Origin of the sequence: Pantoea sp. FN0305, assembly GCF_050113845.1 — a bacterium.
GTDB lineage: Bacteria > Pseudomonadota > Gammaproteobacteria > Enterobacterales > Enterobacteriaceae > Mixta > Mixta alhagi.
The window spans coordinates 444,729-465,452 of sequence record NZ_JBNJSN010000001.1; the positions used below are offsets into that span (position 1 = coordinate 444,729).

The 20,724-nt window shown below is 54.4% G+C and carries 13 protein-coding genes, 1 tRNA gene and 1 pseudogene; 9 read left to right on the forward strand and 6 right to left on the reverse strand.

Annotated features, from left to right (window positions below; genetic code table 11):
* Window positions 1–21: 21 nt before the first annotated feature.
* The gene (locus tag ACQE3Y_RS02075) at window positions 22–1,176 is read right to left on the reverse strand and encodes an MFS transporter (RefSeq protein WP_426971928.1); all 1,155 of its coding nucleotides are present in this window, start codon (window positions 1,174–1,176) and stop codon (window positions 22–24) included.
* 986 nt (window positions 1,177–2,162) lie between these two features.
* On the opposite strand from ACQE3Y_RS02075, the gene ACQE3Y_RS02080 reads away from it, so the two are divergent.
* From ACQE3Y_RS02080 to ACQE3Y_RS02120, 9 genes are all read left to right on the forward strand, one after another.
* The gene (locus tag ACQE3Y_RS02080; RefSeq protein ID WP_426980757.1) at window positions 2,163–5,459 is read left to right on the forward strand and encodes an Ig-like domain-containing protein; all 3,297 of its coding nucleotides are present in this window, start codon (window positions 2,163–2,165) and stop codon (window positions 5,457–5,459) included.
* A 285-nt stretch (window positions 5,460–5,744) separates the two neighbouring features.
* On the forward strand, window positions 5,745–7,100 hold the full coding sequence (locus ACQE3Y_RS02085) for a TolC family outer membrane protein (RefSeq protein WP_426980759.1): 1,356 nt from the start codon (window positions 5,745–5,747) through the stop codon (window positions 7,098–7,100).
* A 16-nt stretch (window positions 7,101–7,116) separates the two neighbouring features.
* On the forward strand, window positions 7,117–9,267 hold the full coding sequence (locus tag ACQE3Y_RS02090) for a type I secretion system permease/ATPase (RefSeq protein ID WP_426971934.1): 2,151 nt from the start codon (window positions 7,117–7,119) through the stop codon (window positions 9,265–9,267).
* Window positions 9,264–10,433, forward strand: a complete 1,170-nt coding sequence (locus tag ACQE3Y_RS02095; protein WP_426971936.1) for an HlyD family efflux transporter periplasmic adaptor subunit — start codon at window positions 9,264–9,266, stop codon at window positions 10,431–10,433. The genes ACQE3Y_RS02090 and ACQE3Y_RS02095 overlap by 4 nt, the downstream gene beginning before the upstream one ends.
* A gap of 162 nt (window positions 10,434–10,595) precedes the next feature.
* Entirely contained in the window at window positions 10,596–11,456 is an 861-nt protein-coding gene (gene uilS, locus ACQE3Y_RS02100; protein WP_426971937.1) for a UilS family quorum-quenching N-acyl-homoserine lactonase, read from the forward strand.
* A 489-nt stretch (window positions 11,457–11,945) separates the two neighbouring features.
* Window positions 11,946–13,049 carry a porin OmpC gene (gene ompC / locus ACQE3Y_RS02105; RefSeq protein ID WP_426971938.1) on the forward strand — a complete coding sequence of 368 codons (1,104 nt, stop codon included), beginning with the start codon at window positions 11,946–11,948 and terminating at the stop codon, window positions 13,047–13,049.
* 400 nt (window positions 13,050–13,449) lie between these two features.
* Entirely contained in the window at window positions 13,450–14,499 is a 1,050-nt protein-coding gene (apbE, locus tag ACQE3Y_RS02110) for an FAD:protein FMN transferase ApbE (protein ID WP_426971940.1), read from the forward strand.
* A gap of 36 nt (window positions 14,500–14,535) precedes the next feature.
* Window positions 14,536–15,177, forward strand: a complete 642-nt coding sequence (gene alkB, locus ACQE3Y_RS02115; protein WP_426971941.1) for a DNA oxidative demethylase AlkB — start codon at window positions 14,536–14,538, stop codon at window positions 15,175–15,177.
* A 96-nt stretch (window positions 15,178–15,273) separates the two neighbouring features.
* Window positions 15,274–16,920, forward strand: a complete 1,647-nt coding sequence (locus ACQE3Y_RS02120; RefSeq protein WP_426971942.1) for a multidrug ABC transporter permease/ATP-binding protein — start codon at window positions 15,274–15,276, stop codon at window positions 16,918–16,920.
* Between the two features lie 49 nt (window positions 16,921–16,969).
* Here the strand turns inward: ACQE3Y_RS02120 and ACQE3Y_RS02125 are convergent, their stop codons facing one another.
* From ACQE3Y_RS02125 to ACQE3Y_RS02145, 5 genes and pseudogenes are all read right to left on the reverse strand, one after another.
* Window positions 16,970–17,176, reverse strand: coding sequence for a hypothetical protein (locus ACQE3Y_RS02125; RefSeq protein WP_085071069.1), 207 nt, complete (start codon window positions 17,174–17,176; stop codon window positions 16,970–16,972).
* A 262-nt stretch (window positions 17,177–17,438) separates the two neighbouring features.
* A pseudogene (locus tag ACQE3Y_RS02130) lies at window positions 17,439–17,567 on the reverse strand (benzoate transporter); the annotation flags it as partial.
* 198 nt (window positions 17,568–17,765) lie between these two features.
* The gene (locus ACQE3Y_RS02135) at window positions 17,766–19,310 is read right to left on the reverse strand and encodes a methyl-accepting chemotaxis protein (RefSeq protein ID WP_426971943.1); all 1,545 of its coding nucleotides are present in this window, start codon (window positions 19,308–19,310) and stop codon (window positions 17,766–17,768) included.
* A 392-nt stretch (window positions 19,311–19,702) separates the two neighbouring features.
* On the reverse strand, window positions 19,703–20,350 hold the full coding sequence (locus ACQE3Y_RS02140; RefSeq protein WP_426971944.1) for a hypothetical protein: 648 nt from the start codon (window positions 20,348–20,350) through the stop codon (window positions 19,703–19,705).
* Window positions 20,351–20,576: 226 nt separating this feature from the next.
* Window positions 20,577–20,653, reverse strand: a tRNA-Pro gene (locus tag ACQE3Y_RS02145).
* Between the last annotated feature and the right edge of the window lie 71 nt (window positions 20,654–20,724).

Below are 20,724 nucleotides of genomic sequence, written 5' to 3' on the forward strand. Positions count from 1 at the left end.
TGAAAGGGGGTACCTGACCATTTAACGTGTTACCAGCCGTGCGCTGGCAGCAACTGCCACCAAAAGAACCACGATGGCAGCAAACGCGGTCACCAGGCCAAAGCCGTGAGCCACAAAACCGATTAACGCCGGACCTGCCAGAATACCGGCATAACCGATGGTTGTCATGGCGGAAACCGCCATATTTACCGGCATCACAGTTTGACGCCCGGCGGCGCTGAACAGGATCGGTACCGTATTAGCCGCGCCAAAGCCAATCAGTAAAAACGACAGCAGCGCAATTGTCACGTTATCAACGCTAATCAGCAGCAGCACGCCCAGCGCGGCGCAAAGACAGCCGCCCGCCAGTACCAGACGATTACTGAAGCGGTTAACGATCCGGTCGCCGGTCAAACGACCAATACTCATGGCGATGGAAAAGACCGCGTAGCCCAGCCCGGCCTGTGCGGCGGGCATTTTGCGTTCCTGCGTCAGCAGCAGGGCGCTCCAGTCCAGCACTGCGCCTTCGGTAAGAAACAGAATAAAACAGAGCACACCGAGGAACAGCACCCAGCCGCGCGGCACCACAAACAAGGGGGTATCCTGCTGATGCATCCGTTCCGTCAGCATCCCGCGCTGGCTGGCCAGCAGTAGCAGAAGCAGCAACAGCAGCATCGCCAGCACCGCCTGTAGCGGCGACAATCCCAGCCACAGCAGCGCGCTGACCAGCCCCGCGCCTGCGATCCCGCCGATGCTATAAAAACCGTGAAAACCGGACATCATGGTGCGCTCAGCTGCTTTCTCAACTTCTACAGCCTGAATATTCATCGCTACGTCCAGGGTGCCTATTGCGGCACCGAACAGCATCAGCGCCAGCGCCAGCGTGACGGGAGAGGAGAGCGTCGCCATAAAAGGCAACATCAGCATCACAATCAGGGATGAGCAGACGATCACGCGCTTGCAGCCCTGTTTGCCCACCAGCGATCCGGTCAGCGGCATGGCGATCAACGAGCCAAGGCCGAGAAACAGCAGCAGGCCGCCCAGTGCCGCATCGCTAACGTCCAGGCGCGATTTGGCAAATGGCACCAGCGGTGCCCAGGTTGAAACGCCGATGCCCGCAATCAGAAAAATGATCCGCGTGGCCAGCTGCACGGTAGGCTGGCTTTTCCGTGTCTGTTCAACATCCGCTGAGGTCATTGGTCAGTATCCATGATGCGCAAAGGGGTTCCTTTTTAACACAAAATCAACCGGCAGAGCAGCGTTTCATCGGGAGATGGCGGCTACAGCTATTCTGCGCCAGCAAGGTTATTAAACGATAAAATGGAGGTTGTTAATCAGTTTTCGCCGCCGGAGCGCTTTTTCAGGAAAGTTCCTGGCTAAAAGTGGCAAAATCAGGCGCGTCACCTTGCCATAAGTCAAATTAAGGATAATGGCATTTCTGCGAAAACAGCTGTTAAAGATGAAGGAAAACTGCGCCGAGGGTAGCAGAACCCCAGACGGCAGATTGTAGCAGTGTTCCCCCTGTCGCAGGATTTGCCGCATACAGGCACGATCGCTTTCCTCAGGCTGCGCTTGTACTCAACAACGGGGCCGACGCGCCCCGTTTTTTACCGGTCGCCCAACGAAGCCCGCTTATTTCACACGATGTTGCCGATTTATTCAGCGTCGCCGCATTTTTCACCTACAGCTAAAGAGCGCGGGAAGCGCTGATTGAGGTAGTCGGCTACGCCAGAAACTACATTTTAGCCCCTAGGTTAATTCCTAAATATTCCCGCTGCGTAACAGTCAAAGGCGGCACAATGTTAAGCGGCACCTCAGCTTAACAAGGACAGCGGCGCTTCGCGTGCAGACAGCGTGATATCAAGGGATTAGCCAGCACGCATGTAACAAAAATAAAATTGCGTTGCCCCATTTTGGTGCCATCGATTAATTTTATTAATCGATAAGATAAATTGATAAAGATGCTGTTCTTACCTGTTTTCTTTATATCTGGTCGCACATGACGGTAACAAACCGTTTTTAGATAATGTTTCATTGCCTGGTTATTGGGCTGATTCAGCTCTGGTGCGCGCCAACCCTCCCTTTCAGGTTTTGAAAGGATAAATAAAGCTGTGCAATTCATCCCGGCCGCGGGGTGCGTCTGTCCACGGCAATTTTTCATCTGGCGCCACAGGAGATTTATTATGGCCAACACCATCGATCGTCAGCGGCTTGCCGCTGCGCTTCCTTTTTCTGACGCTACCCTGGTGACCAGTCTCGCGGCTGAAACGGATACCGCCTCGCCGCGCGTGGCGACGACATCCTTATCCAGCCATCAACAGGCTGACGCCCCGACGCGCGCGGCGGCGGCGGCGGACGAGACTATCACCATCAACCCGATCTCCATCGATAACACCATCGGCTATTACGAGCATGGCAACGCCACCGTGGTGTCCGGCTATGTGCGCCAGGGCAATCCAGGCGACACCGTTACCGTCACCCTGCATGGCAAAAGCTACAGCGGCACGCTGGGCAATGATGCGATGTGGTACGTTACCGTGCCGGAAAGCGATATCGCGCAAATCCCCAACGGCAAAGTGACCGTTAACGCCTCTCATATCGACAGTACGGGCGTGGCGCACAAGGCCACCAGCCAGATTAACCTGCTGGCGGGCACCGCAAGTCCGTCAGTGCCGACGCTGTTTCTTAACAAGGTGACCGGCGACGATGTGCTGAGCGCCATCGAACGCGGCGGCGATCTGCTGATTTCCGGTTGGGGCCGCAATATCGGCGAAGGGTATGAGGTCACGGTAACGCTGAACGGCCATCAGTATCAAGCCACCACCACCAAAGACAGCCGCTGGACCATCAGCGTGCCGCAGGAAGATGTGCAGGCGCTGCCGGAAGGAAAGATTACGCTGCTGGCTTCGCTCGGCCATGAGGCGCGCGTCGCAGAGGTGGCGAAAACCCTGACGCTGAATAACGAGGGCGCGGGCAAGGCGTCGCCGTCGCTGGAGATTGATACCGTATCCGCAGATGACACCATTAGCCTCTATGAAATCGGCGCCACAACTTTCCTTACCGGCCATGCCAGCAACATACCGGCAGGCAGTCGCATTAAGCTGACCATTGCGGATAAAGTCTTTTATGGCGAAGTGACCAGCGACGGCGTCTGGAGCGTCAAAGTCGGACAGCTGTATAACGCCAAAAACGCCAATTCCACCCATGCGGTCGTCAGCTGGCAGGACAGCGTCGGCAATGAGGTGGCCGCCAGCCGCGAAATCCATCTGGTGCCTTCAAGCTACCCTTATAAATATCCGATGGCGTTTCAGATCGATACCATCAGCATTGACGGCAAGGTCGATGCGCAGGAAGGGCACAGCGATCTGATTATCACCGGCTCGAAATTCTCCGGTGAAAACCTTGGCTTCGGCGAGACGGTTTACGTCACGCTTAACGGCAAAACCTATACCGGCGTGGTGGAAGGCGGCAATTATGATAACCACTGGCAGATTACCGTGCCCGCCAGGGATGTACAGGCGCTGCCGCCCGGCAGCTATACGGTGATCGCCTCGATTAACGCTACGCTGAACACGGGCGAAAGCGTGAACAGCACCCAGACCAAGACTTTTACCGTACTGGACCCTGATCTGGCGTTTAATCCGATCTCAGTCAACAACGCCATCACGAATAATGAGCACGGCAACGCTACGGTCATTTCCGGCTACGCGTATCAGGGAATGCCAGGCGACACCGTGTTGATCACTCTGCATGGGAAAACCTACAGCGGTACGCTGGGTAACGACGGTATGTGGGCCGTCACCGTGCCGGAAAGCGATATCGCTGCCATTCCCGGCGGCAAAGTGACGGTCACCGCCGATCATACCGACAGCGCGGGCGTGGATCATCACGTCAGCACGCAGTTTACGTTGACCAACAGCAGCAATAAGGTACCGACGCTGGCGGTGAATAAAGTCACCGGCGATGACGTGCTGAGCGCCGTCGAGCGCGGCGGCGAACTGCTGATTTCCGGCTGGGGCCGCTATATCGACAGCGGACATGAGGTGCAGGTGATGCTGAACGGCCACACCTACAGCACCAAAACCACCACCGACAGCCGCTGGGTGATTACCGTGCCGAAGGAAGATGTACAGGCGCTGCCGGAGGGCCAGATTACGCTGATCGCCACCGTGTTCTACGGTGGGGCGAAGGAAGTGGCGCAGGTGGCGAAAACCCTGACGCTGAACCATAACGGCGAAGGTAACGAAACGCCGGTGTTAACCATCGATACGATTTCCGGCGACAACAACGTGGATGGCGGTGAAATCGCGGCGCCTTTCTATATTACCGGCCATGCCACCGGCATTCCGGCGGACAGTACGGTGAAATTGACCGCCGGGGACAAGGTGTTTTTCGGCACCGTTACCAGCGAGGGCGTCTGGAGCGTCAATGTTCCCGATCTGTTTAGCGTCAAAAACGGCACCACGACCCATATTACCATCAGCTACCAGGATCAGGACGGCAATCAGTTTGCCGCTACGCGCGCGATTAAAACGGCGGCGGGCAGCTATCCCTATCATTATCCCATGACGTTTGAATTTGATCCGATCAGCGGCGACAACCATCTCAGCGGCGCGGAAAAGCATAGCGATCTGATTATCAGTTCCTCCCGCTCCTCCGGCGAGGGACTGGGCATTGGCTCAACGGTGTACGTTACGCTGAACGGCAAAACCTACACCTCTGTCGTTGAGGCGGGCAAAGATGGGCAGGGCTACGATAACCACTGGCAGGTCACTGTGCCCGCTAGCGACGTAGAGGCGCTTAAGCCCGGCAGTTATACCGTCGTCGCCATGATGAGCGACTGGCTGAGCTGGAGCGGTTCGAATGTGACCCAGGTGCAGGCGAAGATTATTACCGTGGATGCCGATGGCGCGGTGACCTTTAGCGATGTTCAGTCGACGCAGAGTCATGACGCCTCCGACGCGCTGGCCATGCACGCGGCAACGTTGACCGCCACGGAAACCGTGGGCGTTGACGATGGCGCCCAGCCGCTGGATACGGCGTCGCTCGGTCTGCACAGCGCCAGCCAGCCCTCGCTTGCCGCGCTGGTGGATCGCTTAACCGCCACCGATGCTGACGCCCAGACCAGAACAGATACGCAGGCAACCACCGGCGCCGAAACGTCTGTGCACGGCGTGGAATCGGCGAAGCCAGCAGCTCATGTGGAAGCGTCTGCGTATGACGGGCAAACGGCGCAGTCAGTCGCTGACGGCGAAACCGCCGCACAGGGCGTGGGCGTGGCAAAGGCAACCGCTGGCGCAGAAATCTCAGGCCATAATGAGGAAACGGCGCTGCCGCCCGCTCCGGCGGATATGTGGCACGGCGTGACCGCTGTCGGCTACAGCGCGACGCAAAGCGAGGATGCCGCTCACCATGCGCCGACGACGGAAAATGCGCTGGCCGAGCTGCTGCAACAGCAGCATTTACAGCCGGTAGTCTGATAACAATGTTTAGTTCATTTTAATATTCAAGCAATGTTACAAAGTTGTTTTTTAATGACTTAGGCGGCCTTGTGCTGCCTTTGTCCTTTAGCAGGCGCCTTTATACCTGTTAGTGAGAATGTGATTTATACCGCAAAATAGCTGACGGCAAAATTACGCAACTGATTAATAAAATGAATGGAATTCGGTAATGATTCATGATGTTATTTTACCGGATATGAGTATCGCACGAGGGAACGGCTCCTGCCTCACGCGTACGAATAATAAAAAGGTTGATCGAGCTGCATGCGTAAACTCCTTATTTCTCTTTGCCTGAGCGCCGCGTGGGGCTGCGTGGGGCATGTCGCCTGGGCGGCCTCAGAGCCGAAAGCTGAATTTAACTGGCGTGCCGCACCTACCGAGGAGCGCATCGCCACGCTTACGCTACGTGAAGCGATTCTGCGCGCTTTCGCCCGTAATCCACAAATTGCCCAGGCCGCTGCACAGATCAACGTGGGCGAGGCGGAGCTGGACGCCGCCAAAAGCGCCTGGTATCCGCAGATTTCCCTGCAGGCGACCGGCGGACGATCGAATCAGACCAACTCCTCCGGCAGCCTGAACAATACCGCCTCCGGTGGCGTGATGCTTAGCCAGCTACTGTATGACTTTGGGCGCACCGGCGGAGCGATCGATGAGCAGCATGCGCTTTCTGACGCCTACCGTTTTGCCCTGTTCGATACCATGACAACCGTTGCCGCCGATACGCTGCAGACCTACCTGGAGGTGAAGCGCTATCAGGCGCTGGTGGTGTCTGCACGAAAAAATATCGCCTCACTGGAGCATGTGCGCGACATTGCCAGACTGCGTGCCGATGCTGGCCTGAATTCGCAGTCTGACGTGCTGCAGGCGGGCACGCGTCTGGCCGGAATGCGCGCCACGCTGGAGCAGTATCGTGCTCAGCAGCGTTCGGCGCAGGCGCAGCTTACGGTACTCACCGGCGTCATCTCCGATAACCTGCCAGAGCTGCCGGAATCGCTGTTACAGCAGCAGGTAACGCTGGACCGTATCGCCTATGAGAAAAGCGCCGCGGTGCGCAGCGCGCAGGCCAGGCAGCAGGCGGCCCGCGAGCGGGTTAACCAGGCGGCATCGAATCACTGGCCCACGGTTAAAGTGGAGGCGGGACGTACCCGCTATGAAAACGACAACCGATCTTACTGGGATGATGAACTGCAGCTACGGGTAGAAGCGCCTCTTTATCAGGGTGGGCTGGTCGATGCCCGCACCCGCTCCGCTGAGGCGGCGCGTCAGGCGGCGCAGGCGGAAATCCAGCGCGCCAAGCTCGATATTAACCAGAACGCCTCCACCGCCTACGCCGACATGATCGGCGCGCAGCAGCGTCAGCAGGCGGGAGAAGTACAGCTGGAAAGCGCAGAGCACACCCGCTCGGTTTATGCGGACGAGTACCGGCTCAGCAAGCGCAGCCTCAACGATCTGCTCAGCGTCGAGCAGGATGTGTTTCAGGCTGACAGCATGCGCATCACCGCGCTGTATGACGGCTGGAATGCCACGGTGCGCTATGCGGCAGCGGTGGACAATCTGCTGGATATGATGGGCATCGACCGCGAAAAGCAGAGCGGCGAGCGTCTGCCTTCACTGAATTAGCAAGCAGGTAACAGAGATGAATAAGGCAGCGACTATGACCACCTCTACCGATAACTGGATCGCGGCGATGCTGCGGGTTGCCGCCCGCTTCGGCAAGCCCGCCGATGGTAAAACGCTGCGTCAGCAGATGCGCTGGTTTGAGCATCTGCCGTCTGATAAACAGCTGGAGCGTCTGGCAGGGCTGCTGGGCCTGCATCTCAGCATGACGCCGCGTGAAAAGTTACGCTGGCGACAGGAGGTGACGCCGGTGATCCTGCTGCTGGATAACGGCAGCGTGGCAGTGGTCGAGGCGATCGATGCTGAAGGACGCGCGCGCTACTGGCTGAGCGATGGCGGCGATGTGGTGCGTGAAAGCGATCTGACGGAGCTGCTGGCGCAAAGTCAGCAGCAGGTGGCGGTGCCCGGCGTGGCGGCGCGCGCACGCGATGCGCGCATTGATGAGTTTGTGCAGCCGTATGAGGAGCACTGGTTCTGGAAAAACTTTCGCGGCATGGGACGGCGCATCGCTGAAATCTCTCTCGCCTCGGTGGTGGGTAATGTGCTGGCGCTGGCGGGCATCCTGTTTTCGATGCAGGTTTATGACCGCGTGATCCCGGCGCAGTCGGAGCCGACGCTGTGGGTGCTATTTGCCGGCGTGCTGATCGCCGCTGCGATTGAATACCTGATCCGTCTGATGCGTACCCAGGTCTCCGATCTGATGGGCAAACGCATCGACCTCAAGATCTCTTCCATGCTGTTTGCGCGAGCGATGAATATTCGTAACGAAGCGCGTCCGAAATCCACCGGTTCTTTTATCTCGCAGCTGCGTGAGATCGATCAGGTACGCGAGCTGTTGACCTCCACCACCGTTGGCGCGGCGGCGGACCTGCCGTTTGTTATTCTGTTCCTGTTTATCATGGGGTTTATCGGCGGTCCGCTGGTGATCATTCCGCTGCTGGCGATCCCGCTGATTGTGATCCCGGGCCTGCTGGTGCAGATCCCGATGGCAAAACTGGCGAAGGAAGGGATGCGCGAAGGAGCGCTGCGTAATGCGGTGCTGGTGGAAACCATTGAGGGCGTAGAGGATATCAAAGCGCTACAGGCGGAACCCTATTTCCAGCGCCAGTGGGAGCAGACGCATGAAGTGAGCGCCGCTATCGGCATGAAACAGCGACTGTGGGGAGCGAGACTCACCGGCTGGGCCTCATCGGTACAGCAGCTGACCTACGCGAGCATGCTGGTATACGGTACCTATCTGGTGCTGGCGGGCGATATCACCACCGGCACGCTGGTCGCCAGCAGCCTGCTCTCCTCACGCACCATTGCGCCACTGATGCAGCTGACGATGATTTTCTCACGCTGGCAGCATGCCAAAAGCGCGATGAAAGGGTTGGATGAGCTGCTGAAAAAGCCGCTCGATCAGCCGGAAGAGGGCGAGATGGCGCACTGTCCGACACTGGCCGGTCATTACGATCTGCGTAACGTGCAGTACACCTACGATGAAGAAAATGTCAAAAATGTGCTGAACATCGGGCAGCTGCAGATCAAGCCAGGCGAGCGCATCGCGCTGCTGGGCAAAGTTGGCGCCGGAAAATCGACGCTGCTAAAGCTGCTGGCGGGACAGGCGAAAGCGACGCAGGGCAAGGTGATTGTTGATGGCGTGGATATCAGTGGTATCGATCCGGTTGATTTGCGGCGTCAGCTGGGCTGGCTGTCGCAGGACTCCCGGCTGTTTTTTGGCACCCTGCGGCAAAACCTGATGCTGGGCAATCCGCATGCCAGCGAACAGGAGATGCTGCAGGCGCTGCGCGTCAGCGGCGCACTGAGCCTGGTGCAGCAGGATGCCGCCAGCCTGGATCGTATTATTAACGAGGGTGGCCGCGGTCTCTCCGGCGGTCAGCGCCAGATGGTGCTTATCAGCCGTATGATCCTGCGTCAGCCGCAGGTGGTGCTGCTGGATGAACCCACCGCCTCGATGGATGAACAACTGGAAGAACATGTGATCCGGCAAATGAAAAGCTGGCTAAGCGGGCGCACGCTGGTATTGGTAACCCATCGTCCGGCGCTGTTAAAGCTGGTGGACAGGATTGTGGTGATGGACAACGGTCGTATTGTCGCAGATGGCCCGCGCGATGATATTTTGCGTAGCGCCAGCGCGGCGAAGCCAACCAAAGGAGATGCCGCATGACGCAGGTTACGGTTGATCGCCAGTTAAAAACCCATGAACGCCGCACCTCGCTGATTATCTGGCTATGCAGCGCCGCGCTGGTGATCTTTTTGGTCTGGGCGCATTTCGCTATTCTCGATGAAGTCACGGTGGGCACCGGCAAAGTGACGCCCTCCAGCCGGGCGCAGGTAATTGAGAGCCTTGACGGCGGTATCGTTAATCAGCTGAACGTGCATGAAGGGGATATTGTCAGTAAAGGACAGGTTCTGGCGCGGCTTGATCCAACCCGCTTTCAGTCCAATTTTGGCGAGGCGCAGTCGAAAGTACGCACTCTGCGTGCCTCAGCGGAACGATTACGCGCCGAGCTCACCGGCGAGCCGCTGCAGTTTAGCGAGCAAACGCTGCGTGAGCCGGAACTGGTAGCGCGTGAAACGCAGCTCTATGAGTCACGACGCCGTAATTTACTGGAAACCGTCAACAACCTGCAACAGTCGCTGAAGCTGGTGCAGGAAGAGTTACGCATGACCGCGCCGCTGGTGGCGAAGGGCGCGGCGGGCGAGGTGGAAGTGATTCGTCTGCGTCGGCAGGTGAGCGAACTACGCGGCAAAATCGACGAAGCGCGTAACGAATATGCGGTGCGCGCGCGCGAAGAACAGGTCAAAAATAATGCCGAGCTGGACGCCCAGCTACAGGGATTGACCGGCAAAGAGGATCAGCTGACGCGTGCCACGCTGTTATCGCCGGTGCGCGGCATCGTAAAAGATATACAGGTGACCACGGTTGGAGGCGTGTTGCAGCCGGGCGGTAAATTGATGGAGATTGTGCCGCTGGAGGATCAGCTACTGATTGAAACCCGCATTAACCCGCGAGATATCGCCTATATTCGGCCTGGCCTGCCTGCCGTAGTGAAAATTACCGCCTACGATTCTTCAATTTATGGCGATCTGGATGGCGAAGTGGAAACGGTTTCCCCGGATACCCTCCAGGATGAGGTAAAGCGCGATCAGTATTATTATCGCGTTTATGTGCGCACGCAAAAAGCGGAGCTGACTAACCGCGCTGGCCGTAAATTTCCAATTCTGCCAGGCATGGTCGCCAATGTAGAGATAAAAACCGGTCAAAAATCAGTAATGGATTATTTAATTAAACCGCTAAATAAAATTAACGAAGCGATGCGTGAACGCTAAGCGCCGTAGCTTGTTTTTTGTGACAAAAATGCAAAAAATAACAGGTTTAAATAATAACCCAGACGAATCTCTCAAAGTTTACTCTTTTCCCGTTTTATAATATGCGCGCTGTTAAAAAGTAAAGCGTGTGTATCAGGTTAAATAAATACAGGAAACAGGTTAATGGATGTTTTAACGCAAAAAAATGATGACGGTATTGTTATTACGCTGCACAAACCAGGCGGTGAAGGTAAAAAACCGGTTATCGTTTTATGTCATGGGTTCTGCGGCATTCGAGAAATTCTGCTGCCAGCGTTTGCCGAGGCCTTTGTCGGGGCCGGTTTCGCGGCTATTACCTTTGATTACCGTGGATTTGGCGACAGTGACGGTGAGCGGGGCCGCCTGATCCCGGCAATGCAGATTGCCGACATTCTTTCCGTGATGCGCTGGGCTCAGCAGCAGCCAGAGCTTGATGCACAACGCATCGGTCTCTGGGGAACCTCTTTTGGCGGATGCCATGTCTTTGGCGCGGCGGCGGAAGCGTCAGAAATTAAATGTATTGTCAGCCAGTTGGCCTTTGCCGATGGTGAAGCGATCGTTAGCGGCCAAATGGATGAGCAAGAGAAAAACGCCTTTATTGCCACACTGGATAAAATGGCTGAAAAGCAGAAAAATAGCGGTAAAGAGATGATGGTGAGCGTCAACCGCGTATTAAGCGATGCCGAATCCAAAGCCTTTTTTGAAGAGAATCGGGCGCTTTATCCAAAGATGGATATTAAAATCCCGTTCCTGACGGTGCGCGAAACATTACAATATAAACCAGCTCTTTCTGCCGCTCAGGTCACATGCCCTTCGCTGGTGGTGATTGCCGAAAATGATACCGTTAATCCACCAGAGCAGGGCCGCGCTTTATTTGCCGCCATTGGTGCTCAGGAGAAGAAACTGTATGAGCAGGCCGATGCCCGTCATTACGATATCTATACCGGCGCACATTTCCAGCAGGTTATTCGCGTTCAGACAGAGTGGTTTAAAAAATATTTGTAACTGAGCAGGAGGCGGATAACCGCCAATCATCAGCTGGCGCGTTTGCGGTAGGGCGCTGGTTAAAAATTGATAAAAAAAGCCGGACAGTTAATGTCCGGCAGAATATAAGGGTAAAACAGCTCATTCAGGGTGAATGAAGGTAATAATGAAATAAAATGATGATAGCGGGATCTATTTTATAACCATCAATAAGAAATTTTTTATCATTCAGTGCTGATATCATGGTTATTTTTAACTCTCTGATAACCTGTAATAAAGATATTTCTTATCAAATAGTGCTTTATTTTTTAACGCTATGTGCTGTTTAAAAGTTCCACGTAATTTACATTTACCGATAAAAATAAAATATATAGAAACAGTTTTGGAAAATTAGTAGCATTTTCTTTATGGATTATTACTTCTGGCGATTGAACAATGAGCTGTCGACCGAAAAATAAACGCTCGACAAGCAGTGGCAATTATAAGGCACATAACCAGAGGGTAATAAAAATGAAACGTCATATTCTCTCCCTGATGGTCCCGGCGCTGTTAGTAGCAGGCTCCGCAGGCGCAGCAGAGATCTATAATAAAGACGGCAATAAACTTGACCTGTTCGGCAAAGTGGACGGTCTGCACTATTTCTCTGACAACGACGGCAGCGACGGCGACCAATCTTATTTGCGTTTCGGTTTTAAAGGCGAAACCCAAATCTCTGAGCAGCTGACCGGCTATGGTCAGTGGGAGTATCAGGTTGCTCTGAACCATTCCGAAAACGAAGGCACCGAAGATTCTTATACGCGTGTTGGCTTTGCCGGTATCAAATTTGGTGACGCAGGTTCGTTCGACTACGGTCGTAACTACGGCGTGGCTTATGACATCGGCGCATGGACCGATGTCCTGCCGGAGTTCGGCGGCGATACCTACGGCGCAGACAACTTTATGTTCCAGCGCGCTAACGGCGTAGCTACTTACCGTAACAACAACTTCTTCGGCCTGGTTGACGGCTGGAACTTTGCCGTACAGTACCAGGGCAAAAATGACAGCAACCCGGAAGAAGCTGGCAGCCGTAAAGCTGTAGCGCAGAACGGCGATGGCTGGGGCCTGAGCACCACTTACGACCTGGGCAACGGCCTGGGGCTGGGTGCGGCAATGTTCCAGTCTGACCGTACTAACTACCAGAACAGCGGTGCGATTCTGGGCAACGGCGACAAAGCGGAAGCGTATACCGGCGGCCTGAAATATGACGCAAACAACATCTACCTGGCGGCGATGTACACCCGTTCTTATAACGCTACCCGTTTCGGCGACGACGATCAGGCAGCCTACGGTTTTGCTGATAAAGCAGACAACTGGGAACTGGTTGCGCAGTATCAGTTCGACTTCGGTCTGCGTCCGTCCCTGGCTTATGTGACCTCTCGCGGTAAAGATATCCAGGGTTACGGCAAGCAGAACCTGAAAAAGTATATCGACGTAGGCGCGACTTACTACTTCAACAAAAACATGTCTACCTATGTTGATTATCAGATCAACCTGCTGGATGACAACGCGTTTACCGACGCAGCTGGTATCAACACCGATGACGTAGTGGCGCTGGGCCTGGTTTATCAGTTCTAATCATTCCCGCTTTCTGCAAGGCGACGCTCAGCGTCGCCTTTTTTACGCCTCGCTTTAGAGGGGCAGAACCCTCACTGTTTTGCGCGCCGGGCACCATTTTCAGCGCATCTCCCCACATACCTTCAAACCCTGTGCCGCCAGGCGTAAAGCTGCAACAGGCCAGAAGGCAGTATATCCATTGTTGGCGCGAGCCTGCATAGTGCATACGCATTTCCCCTAATAGCGTTAACCTGCCTGAATAAAGCACATCTCGTGCCATCTTTGTTTTGCCCGTTAATCCGGATTTAAGGCACATTTGTCAACATCGCCTGAGCAGAAATGGGGCAAAATGTGCCGCCACGGTGCGTCGTGCGTAGTGCCGCCTCGCCGAACAATACAACGACAGATGAAGATGAAAGCAATGAAAAAAAGAGCGCTGGCAGCGGTAATGCTGCTGGGATTGCTGGCGACGGGCTGTGAACGGCAGCAGACGCCGACGGATAACGGGCTGGTGCTGACAGGTAAAACCATGGGAACCCAATGGCGCGTTAGCCTGGCGGGCGTGTCAGCAGACCGACAAAAGGAGCTGCGTGCGAAAATTCAGCAGCAGCTGGACGAGGATGACCACGAGCTGTCAACGTGGAAAAAGGACTCCGTACTGTCGCGCTTTAACCAATCTCATGACCTCAGTCCGCAACCTATTAGCCAGGAGATGGCCAATATCGTCACAGTGTCGCTGCGTATTGGCAGGTTAACCCAGGGCGCGATGGATATTACCGTGGGGCCGCTGGTTAATCTGTGGGGTTTTGGTCCGGATAAACAGCCATTGCATACGCCGTCGCAGGCGGAGATCAATGCGGCGAAAGCGTTGACCGGCCTGCAACATTTGCAGGTGATTGAACGCGCCGACGGTGCTTATCTGCAGAAAGATTTACCGGGGTTGTATGTCGATCTTTCTACCATGGGAGAGGGCTTTGCTACCGATCATCTGGCGCGCCTGATGGAAAAGGAGGGCATCCATAACTATCTGGTCTCGGTTGGCGGCGCAGTACTGACGCGTGGCCGTAACACTGCGGGCAAAACCTGGCGGGTGGCGATTCAAAAGCCGACCGATCGTGAGAACGCTGTGCAGGCGCTGGTCAATTTACAGGGGCACGGCATCAGCACGTCAGGCAGCTACCGCAACTATTACGAGCTGGACGGCAGACGTATTTCGCACGTCATCGATCCGCAAAGCGGTCAGCCCATTGAACACCGTCTGGTCTCTGCGACCGTTATCGCCACTACCGCGCTGGAAGCGGACGGCTGGGATACCGGCCTGATGGTGCTGGGGACTGAAAAAGCCAAAGCGCTGGCGCTGCGGGAAAAGCTGGCGGTCTATCTGATTACCAAAGATAAAGAGGGTTTCAGCAGCTGGATGTCGCCACAGTTTCGCGCATTTATGTTGCAGGGCGCCTCTGCGTCCCGTTAGCATGCAACAAGGTTTACGGCGGAAAGCGGAGCGGCAATGTTAGATCTGTTTAGTGAAGAAGCCCCCTGGGCTGAGCCTCTGGCAGAGGGTGCGGTTATTCTGCGACGGCGTGCCCGCGAGCAGGCGGCCAGCCTGTTGGCGCAGATTGAAGAGGTAGCGCAGAGTAACCCTTTCCATCATCGCATTACGCCGGGCGGTCACCGCATGTCGGTGGCGATGACCAACTGTGGCGATCTCGGCTGGTCGAGCGATGCGCGCGGCTATCAGTATACCGGTGAAGATAATGAAACCGGACGCCGCTGGCCGCCGATGCCGCAGACGTTTCGTTTGCTGGCACAGGCGTGCGCGCAGGAGGCGGGCTTTAGCCATTTTCAGCCTGACGCCTGCCTGATTAACCGCTATGAACCGGGTGCAAAACTGTCGCTTCATCAGGATAAGGATGAAAAGGATCTGCGACAGCCCATCGTCTCGGTGTCTCTTGGTCTGCCGGCGGTGTTTCAGTTTGGTGGCTTTGAACGCGGCGATGCCGTTCAGCGTGTAATGCTGGAACATGGCGACGTAGTGGTATGGGGCGGCGCCTCACGGCTGCGTTTTCACGGTATCCTGCCGGTAAAAGCGGGCATTCATCCTCTGGCGGGCGCGTTCCGTTACAACCTGACTTTCCGCTGCGCGCGCTGAGGTTAGATCTGTATTATTCTGATTGAGAATTATTATTGCTATCGATTAGCTTCTCATTAAACTGCAGGCTGCTTTGTTTTTTATCAGGATGCAGTTATGGAGTTGCTCTCCGTCGTTTATAAACAGTACCGCTGGCCGTTTATTGCGATAATTGTGCTTAATCTGCTCAGTGCGGCGCTGGGTATCGGCATTATTGCTTACATTAACCGCGAGCTGATTGTCAGTATCAATGCTTCAATGGCGGTTCTGCCAACTTTTCTTGGCCTGTTGCTGCTGCTGATGGCGGTCACGCTGGCCTCACAGCTGGCGCTGACGCTGCTGGGACATCACTTTGTCTGGAAGCTGCGCGGTCAGTTTATCAAGCGTATCCTCGATACGCATATTCAACGTATTGAACAGATCGGCAGCGCACAGTTACTGGCGGGGCTCACCAGCGATGTGCGCAATATCACCATCGCCTTTGTGCGTCTGCCGGAGCTGATCCAGGGGATTATTCTGACCATCGGTTCGGCGGCTTATCTTGCCTGGCTGTCACCGGGGATGCTGGCAGTAACGGCAATCTGGGTTGCGGTGACCATTATCGGCGGCTGGTTGCTGGTTTCGCGTGTTTACAGCCATATGGCGAAGCTGCGCGAGACGGAAGATCGTCTCTATGCCGATTACCAGACAGTGATAGATGGCCGCAAAGAGTTGGCGCTGAACCGCACGCGCGCGCAGCAGATTTATGACACCGTTTATCAGGAAAATGCCAACGCTTACCGGCACCATATCGTGCGTGCCGATACCTTTCATCTCAGCGCGGTTAACTGGTCGAACATTATGATGCTGGGTGCGATCGGTATGGTGTTCTTTATGGCCAACGGTCTGGGATGGGCGAATACCGCCGTCGCCGCGACCTACTCTCTGATGCTGCTGTTTTTACGCACGCCGCTGCTGCAGGCGGTTGGTGCACTGCCAACGCTGTTAAGCGCCCAGGTGGCTTTTAATAAGCTGCGGAGCTTTCAGCTGGCGGAGTGGCACGAGCATTTCTCAACCACCTCCGCTGTCGCCGACTGGCAAACGCTGGAGTTGCGTGACCTGGTTTTCCATTATGGCGATAACGGTTTCAGCGTTGGGCCGATCAACCTGACGCTGAAGCGCGGCGAACTGGTATTTTTGATTGGCGGCAATGGCAGCGGAAAATCGACGCTGGCGATGTTGCTGACCGGTCTCTATCAGCCGGTTTCCGGCACCATTCTGCTTGATGGTGAAGCGGTAACGGATATTGAGCGTTACCGCCATCTCTTCTCTGCGGTTTTCACCGACGTCCATCTGTTTGATCGTCTTATCGGTCCTGACGCGCAGCCGGCCAGCCCGGTGCTGGTGCAACAGTGGCTGGAACGACTGAAAATGCAGGACAAGCTAAAACTGGATGGAAACAGGGTAGTGAACCTGCAGCTGTCGAAAGGGCAGAGCAAGCGTCTGGCGTTGCTGCTGGCAGCGGCGGAGCAGCGTGATATTCTGCTGCTGGATGAGTGGGCCGCCGATCAGGATCCCCATTTCCGCCGGGTTTTCTATCGTGAACTCTTGCCCTGGCTACAGCAAAGCGGCAAAACCGTTTTCGCCATCAGCCACGACGATCACTATTTTATCCATGCCGATCGGCTGCTGGAGATGCGCGAAGGGGAGCTGTACGAGTTAACAGGTAGTGAGAGAGAGAAGGCGACGCTGGATGCAGTTCAGCGCACCGATACCGGGCGTTAGGCGTGTACCGTAAGCCGGGGTATGCGAACGCAACCCCGGCCGAGTGTTGTCAGTCATTTGGCGGGATAGCGAAACCTTTTACCGACAGCACGAAGTGATGCTGAGAGCGGGTAATTTTTGCTCCACGCTCGCACCAGTGGCTGGCAAGATGGAAGAAATCATCGCTGTCTATTTCCCAGTCCAGTTCCACCTTGTTAACGCCTGAATGCAGCAGGGCTTCAGTATCCTGTATGTTTTTTGCTTTAACAGCCGCCATAGCCTGATTCCCGTTTCGTTAAGGTGGCAACAGGCTAGGAAAGATTTGTGACAATAATGTGAAGGTTTTATTAAGTTAAACCGCTTTGTGACAGGGCGCAGCATTTATCCGGCCCTGATTAACTGAAGGCTACCGGATAAAATCGCGATACTTTTCCTGATTTTCTACCAGCGGAAGGGGGAATTGTTCCTTACACAGAGGAACGGCTTTTAATATCCTTTCTCGCTTCCAGATATCCTTCCCTTCTGACATCAGTTCAGCGCTTTTTCTTGCCGGTAAAAGTGTGGGTAGATTCAACAATGACAAATTTATCAATATGAGGAGCCAGGACGTTGAGTCGTAACTCCAGCAGCATATCTTCGTCATAATAAAGAAAATAATCGTAAATCATAATGACCCAAATATGTGTCGCAGCATCGGGTGTCCTGCATTAAGGGGAAGGGCTGGAGAGATAGGCGGGCAGATGGTGGTGGTTAGCGCCTGAGCGCTAACCACAGAGTAAAAATATCAGGCACAGCGTGCTTTGCACGCTGTTTGGTGAAAACCAGGCCAGCCTCAGGCCTTCGGCTGGCATCAAATATTGTTCCGATCAGACGCGGAAAGTATCCACCATACCCCGTAAGGCATGAACCTGCTCCGCCAGCGACTGCGACGCGGTGCTGGACTCTTCAACCAGCGCGGCGTTGCTCTGCGTGACACCATCCATCTGACCTACCGCGACGCTGATCTGGGAGATCCCCTGCATCTGTTCTTTTGAAGCGAGCGCGATTTCATCCATCGCACTGGCCAGTTCGCTGACCATAGTGACCACGCTCATAATGCTGGCCGCAGTGCCGTCAGCAACCGTGACCCCTTGATCCACCAGTGTTACCGCCTCTTCGATAAGCCCTTTGATATCTCTTGCCGCCGTGGCGCTGCGCTGCGCCAGGGTGCGCACTTCGCCAGCGACTACCGCAAAACCGCGTCCCTGCTCGCCAGCGCGCGCTGCCTCAACGGCAGCATTCAGCGCCAGAATGTTGGTCTGGAACGCAATACCTTCAATGGTGCTGGTAATGTCCCTTACCTTCGCCGCGCTGAGAGAGATATCAGCCATGGTTTTGTTCATCTTGCGCACGCTCTCTTCCCCGTTACGGGCCAGAGTAGCGGTATCACGCGCCGACCCTGCCGTATGGCTGGCACCTGCCGTGTTGCTTTTCACCGTTGCTGTGAGCTGCTCCATGCTGGCAGCGGTTTCCTGCAGAGCGGCAGCCTGCTGCTCGGTACGTGCAGAAAGCTCGGTATTGCCGCGCGCGATTTCATCCGAGGCGAGTGAAACGGAAGCGGAGGCATCTTTAATCTGTGTGACCATCTCGCTCAGGCGCGTTTGCATACGCAACAGCGAGGCCAGCAGGCTGGTGGTATCGCCCGAACGCAACGACATGGTGGAGGTCAGATCGCCGTCTGCGATGGCCGCTGCCAGCGTCTGCGCCTGCGCCGGTTCACCGCCTAACTGTCGCATCAGGCTCCGTACGGTTATAAAACCTGTTGCCGCCGCCAACGCTATCGACACTGCTACCAGCACGCTCAGGAAAATAAAGGTACGCGTGATTTCGTCGCTGCTATCCGTAACCGCATTGCGGGCGTTTTGCATTTGCACATTGGTCATGATGTTTAGCGCGTCGAGCAACTTATTTTGCGCCGGACGCGTTACGGTCATCAGGTAGGTGGTTGTCTCCTGCTGCAGGTTTTGCAAGCCGAGCTGTCCCGCTTTTTCATAGGCGTTAAATGCCGCCTCTTCATTATCCAGCACCTTGCGGAAGGCATCGCGTCCTGCCGACGTCGAATCAATTTTCATTATCTGCGACAGTTCTTCGCGATTATGAATGTAAAGCTGCTTTTGCTTCTGCAGACGCTCCCACTCCGGCTGCATTGCCTTTGGATCACTCAGCAGCGCCAGGTTGCGGACGGCAATAGCCATATCCCGAATGCTGCCGCGCATATCAAGGATCAGCTGATATTTTTTCATCTTAACGTTCACCGTATCGTCCATGCCTTCCCGAGCATTAGTCAGGGCATGCAGCGCTACGCCAGCGCAAAGAACTAACAGTAAGATAAGCAGGCCATATCCAGCCGCAAGTCGGGTCGATAATTTCATGAGGGTTTACCTGGATGATTAATGAACGTTGTTACTATCGGCCTGCGGTAAAAAGTTTATAGATCCCCTCATTAAAGAAATTAATAAGCGAATGATTGCTCAGGGAAAATATTTCGTTGCGTAAAGAAAATACGTAACCATAGAGAGATATCGAACCTGTCAAACAAGTGTTTCGCAGTGTATTGAGTCAGCCAGGGCGGATTTAACGGTACTTTTTGGGCACCAGTTTAAGCATTATGTATACAGCCAGTAGTGTCAGGCCAATATAGATGCCTCGTTCTGTCCAGGTCTCAAAATGGAAAAACCAGTAGGCGCACAGGAATACGAGCAATCCACCGATTAGTGAACCAGCGTAATGCAGGAGTATGCGAATAGCGGTCTCGTGTTTTGCATCATTTTTGTTTGAGTTCATTATCTACCGCATCGAGAATTCGGTTAAAGGCTGGCGTTCCGTTAGTCCATTTCACATGTAACGCTTCTACAAAGGGTTGCAAAGCTGGCTCAAGTAAAAAATAAAGTAAATCATAATTGTGAGCTCGTAGAGCTTTATAAACCTCAGGAGCGTAATTTTGAAGCCGTAGGGACGTATAAATACTGCGTTCCGCCATTCCTCCGGCCAGTAATACATTACCAACGACACTACCACGTATGCCGACAAAAAAGCCTGAATTTTGTGCAATAGCTTGTGCTAATCGTCCAGAAATCAGCGTATTAGTCGTGGCTCTGCCCGCAATGGAAAACAGCGTTTTACTGTAGATACTGTTCTGTTTTTCTTGCGGGACATATTGATTAAAAGCCTCAAACACGATCTCAATGGTTTTAATGAAATTATGATTCTTCAAAATGCCATAGCGAATCGCTGTCACTATCCTGATGCGTTCGGTTTCCCGAATATACCGTGAGTCAGTATCTATAAAGCCATATGCCAGATAACCAATATCTTTTGGTACTGAAAGCACGCCATTCCAGAAGCCGAAAGCTGAATCGGGTGAGATGAGTATTTTTACTATACGCTGCGCTATTTCCCTGTAGTTGCTCATACCTTAATTCCTTTCAGGTAGATAAAAATCAAACTGAATTTATCAGATTTTTAAGGCCAGAAAAATATAAACGAAAGGATGTGTGAGTTAACAGGGCGGTATAGGGTCCTGAAAACTACCTGTACAGAAATTTACCCTGCAATATCAGAATGCTGCTGGGCTTCTGCCGTCCGGTATTTTCAGGAAGAAAAAAACCAGCCGGTTAGGGCTGGTTTTTTAGGGAATTTGGTCGGCACGAGAGGATTTGAACCTCCGACCCCTGACACCCCATGACAGTGCGCTACCAGGCTGCGCTACGTGCCGATATGTGGACGCTATACTACCTGGAATCTCGCTAAATGCAAGACGCCGGCTTTCTAACTGCTTTATTAATA

Excerpts from the sequence above, each read along its gene's own strand:
- ACQE3Y_RS02075 (WP_426971928.1), bottom strand. The coding sequence starts at position 1,176 with ATGACCTCAGCGGATGTTGAACAGACACGGAAAAGCCAGCCTACCGTG.
- ACQE3Y_RS02085 (WP_426980759.1), top strand. The coding sequence starts at position 5,745 with ATGCGTAAACTCCTTATTTCTCTTTGCCTGAGCGCCGCGTGGGGCTGC.
- alkB (WP_426971941.1), top strand. The coding sequence starts at position 14,536 with ATGTTAGATCTGTTTAGTGAAGAAGCCCCCTGGGCTGAGCCTCTGGCA.
- uilS (WP_426971937.1), top strand. The coding sequence starts at position 10,596 with ATGGATGTTTTAACGCAAAAAAATGATGACGGTATTGTTATTACGCTG.
- ACQE3Y_RS02080 (WP_426980757.1), top strand. The coding sequence starts at position 2,163 with ATGGCCAACACCATCGATCGTCAGCGGCTTGCCGCTGCGCTTCCTTTT.
- ACQE3Y_RS02120 (WP_426971942.1), top strand. The coding sequence starts at position 15,274 with ATGGAGTTGCTCTCCGTCGTTTATAAACAGTACCGCTGGCCGTTTATT.
- apbE (WP_426971940.1), top strand. The coding sequence starts at position 13,450 with ATGAAAAAAAGAGCGCTGGCAGCGGTAATGCTGCTGGGATTGCTGGCG.
- ACQE3Y_RS02140 (WP_426971944.1), bottom strand. The coding sequence starts at position 20,350 with ATGAGCAACTACAGGGAAATAGCGCAGCGTATAGTAAAAATACTCATC.
- ACQE3Y_RS02090 (WP_426971934.1), top strand. The coding sequence starts at position 7,117 with ATGAATAAGGCAGCGACTATGACCACCTCTACCGATAACTGGATCGCG.
- ACQE3Y_RS02135 (WP_426971943.1), bottom strand. The coding sequence starts at position 19,310 with ATGAAATTATCGACCCGACTTGCGGCTGGATATGGCCTGCTTATCTTA.
- ACQE3Y_RS02125 (WP_085071069.1), bottom strand. The coding sequence starts at position 17,176 with ATGGCGGCTGTTAAAGCAAAAAACATACAGGATACTGAAGCCCTGCTG.
- ompC (WP_426971938.1), top strand. The coding sequence starts at position 11,946 with ATGAAACGTCATATTCTCTCCCTGATGGTCCCGGCGCTGTTAGTAGCA.
- ACQE3Y_RS02095 (WP_426971936.1), top strand. The coding sequence starts at position 9,264 with ATGACGCAGGTTACGGTTGATCGCCAGTTAAAAACCCATGAACGCCGC.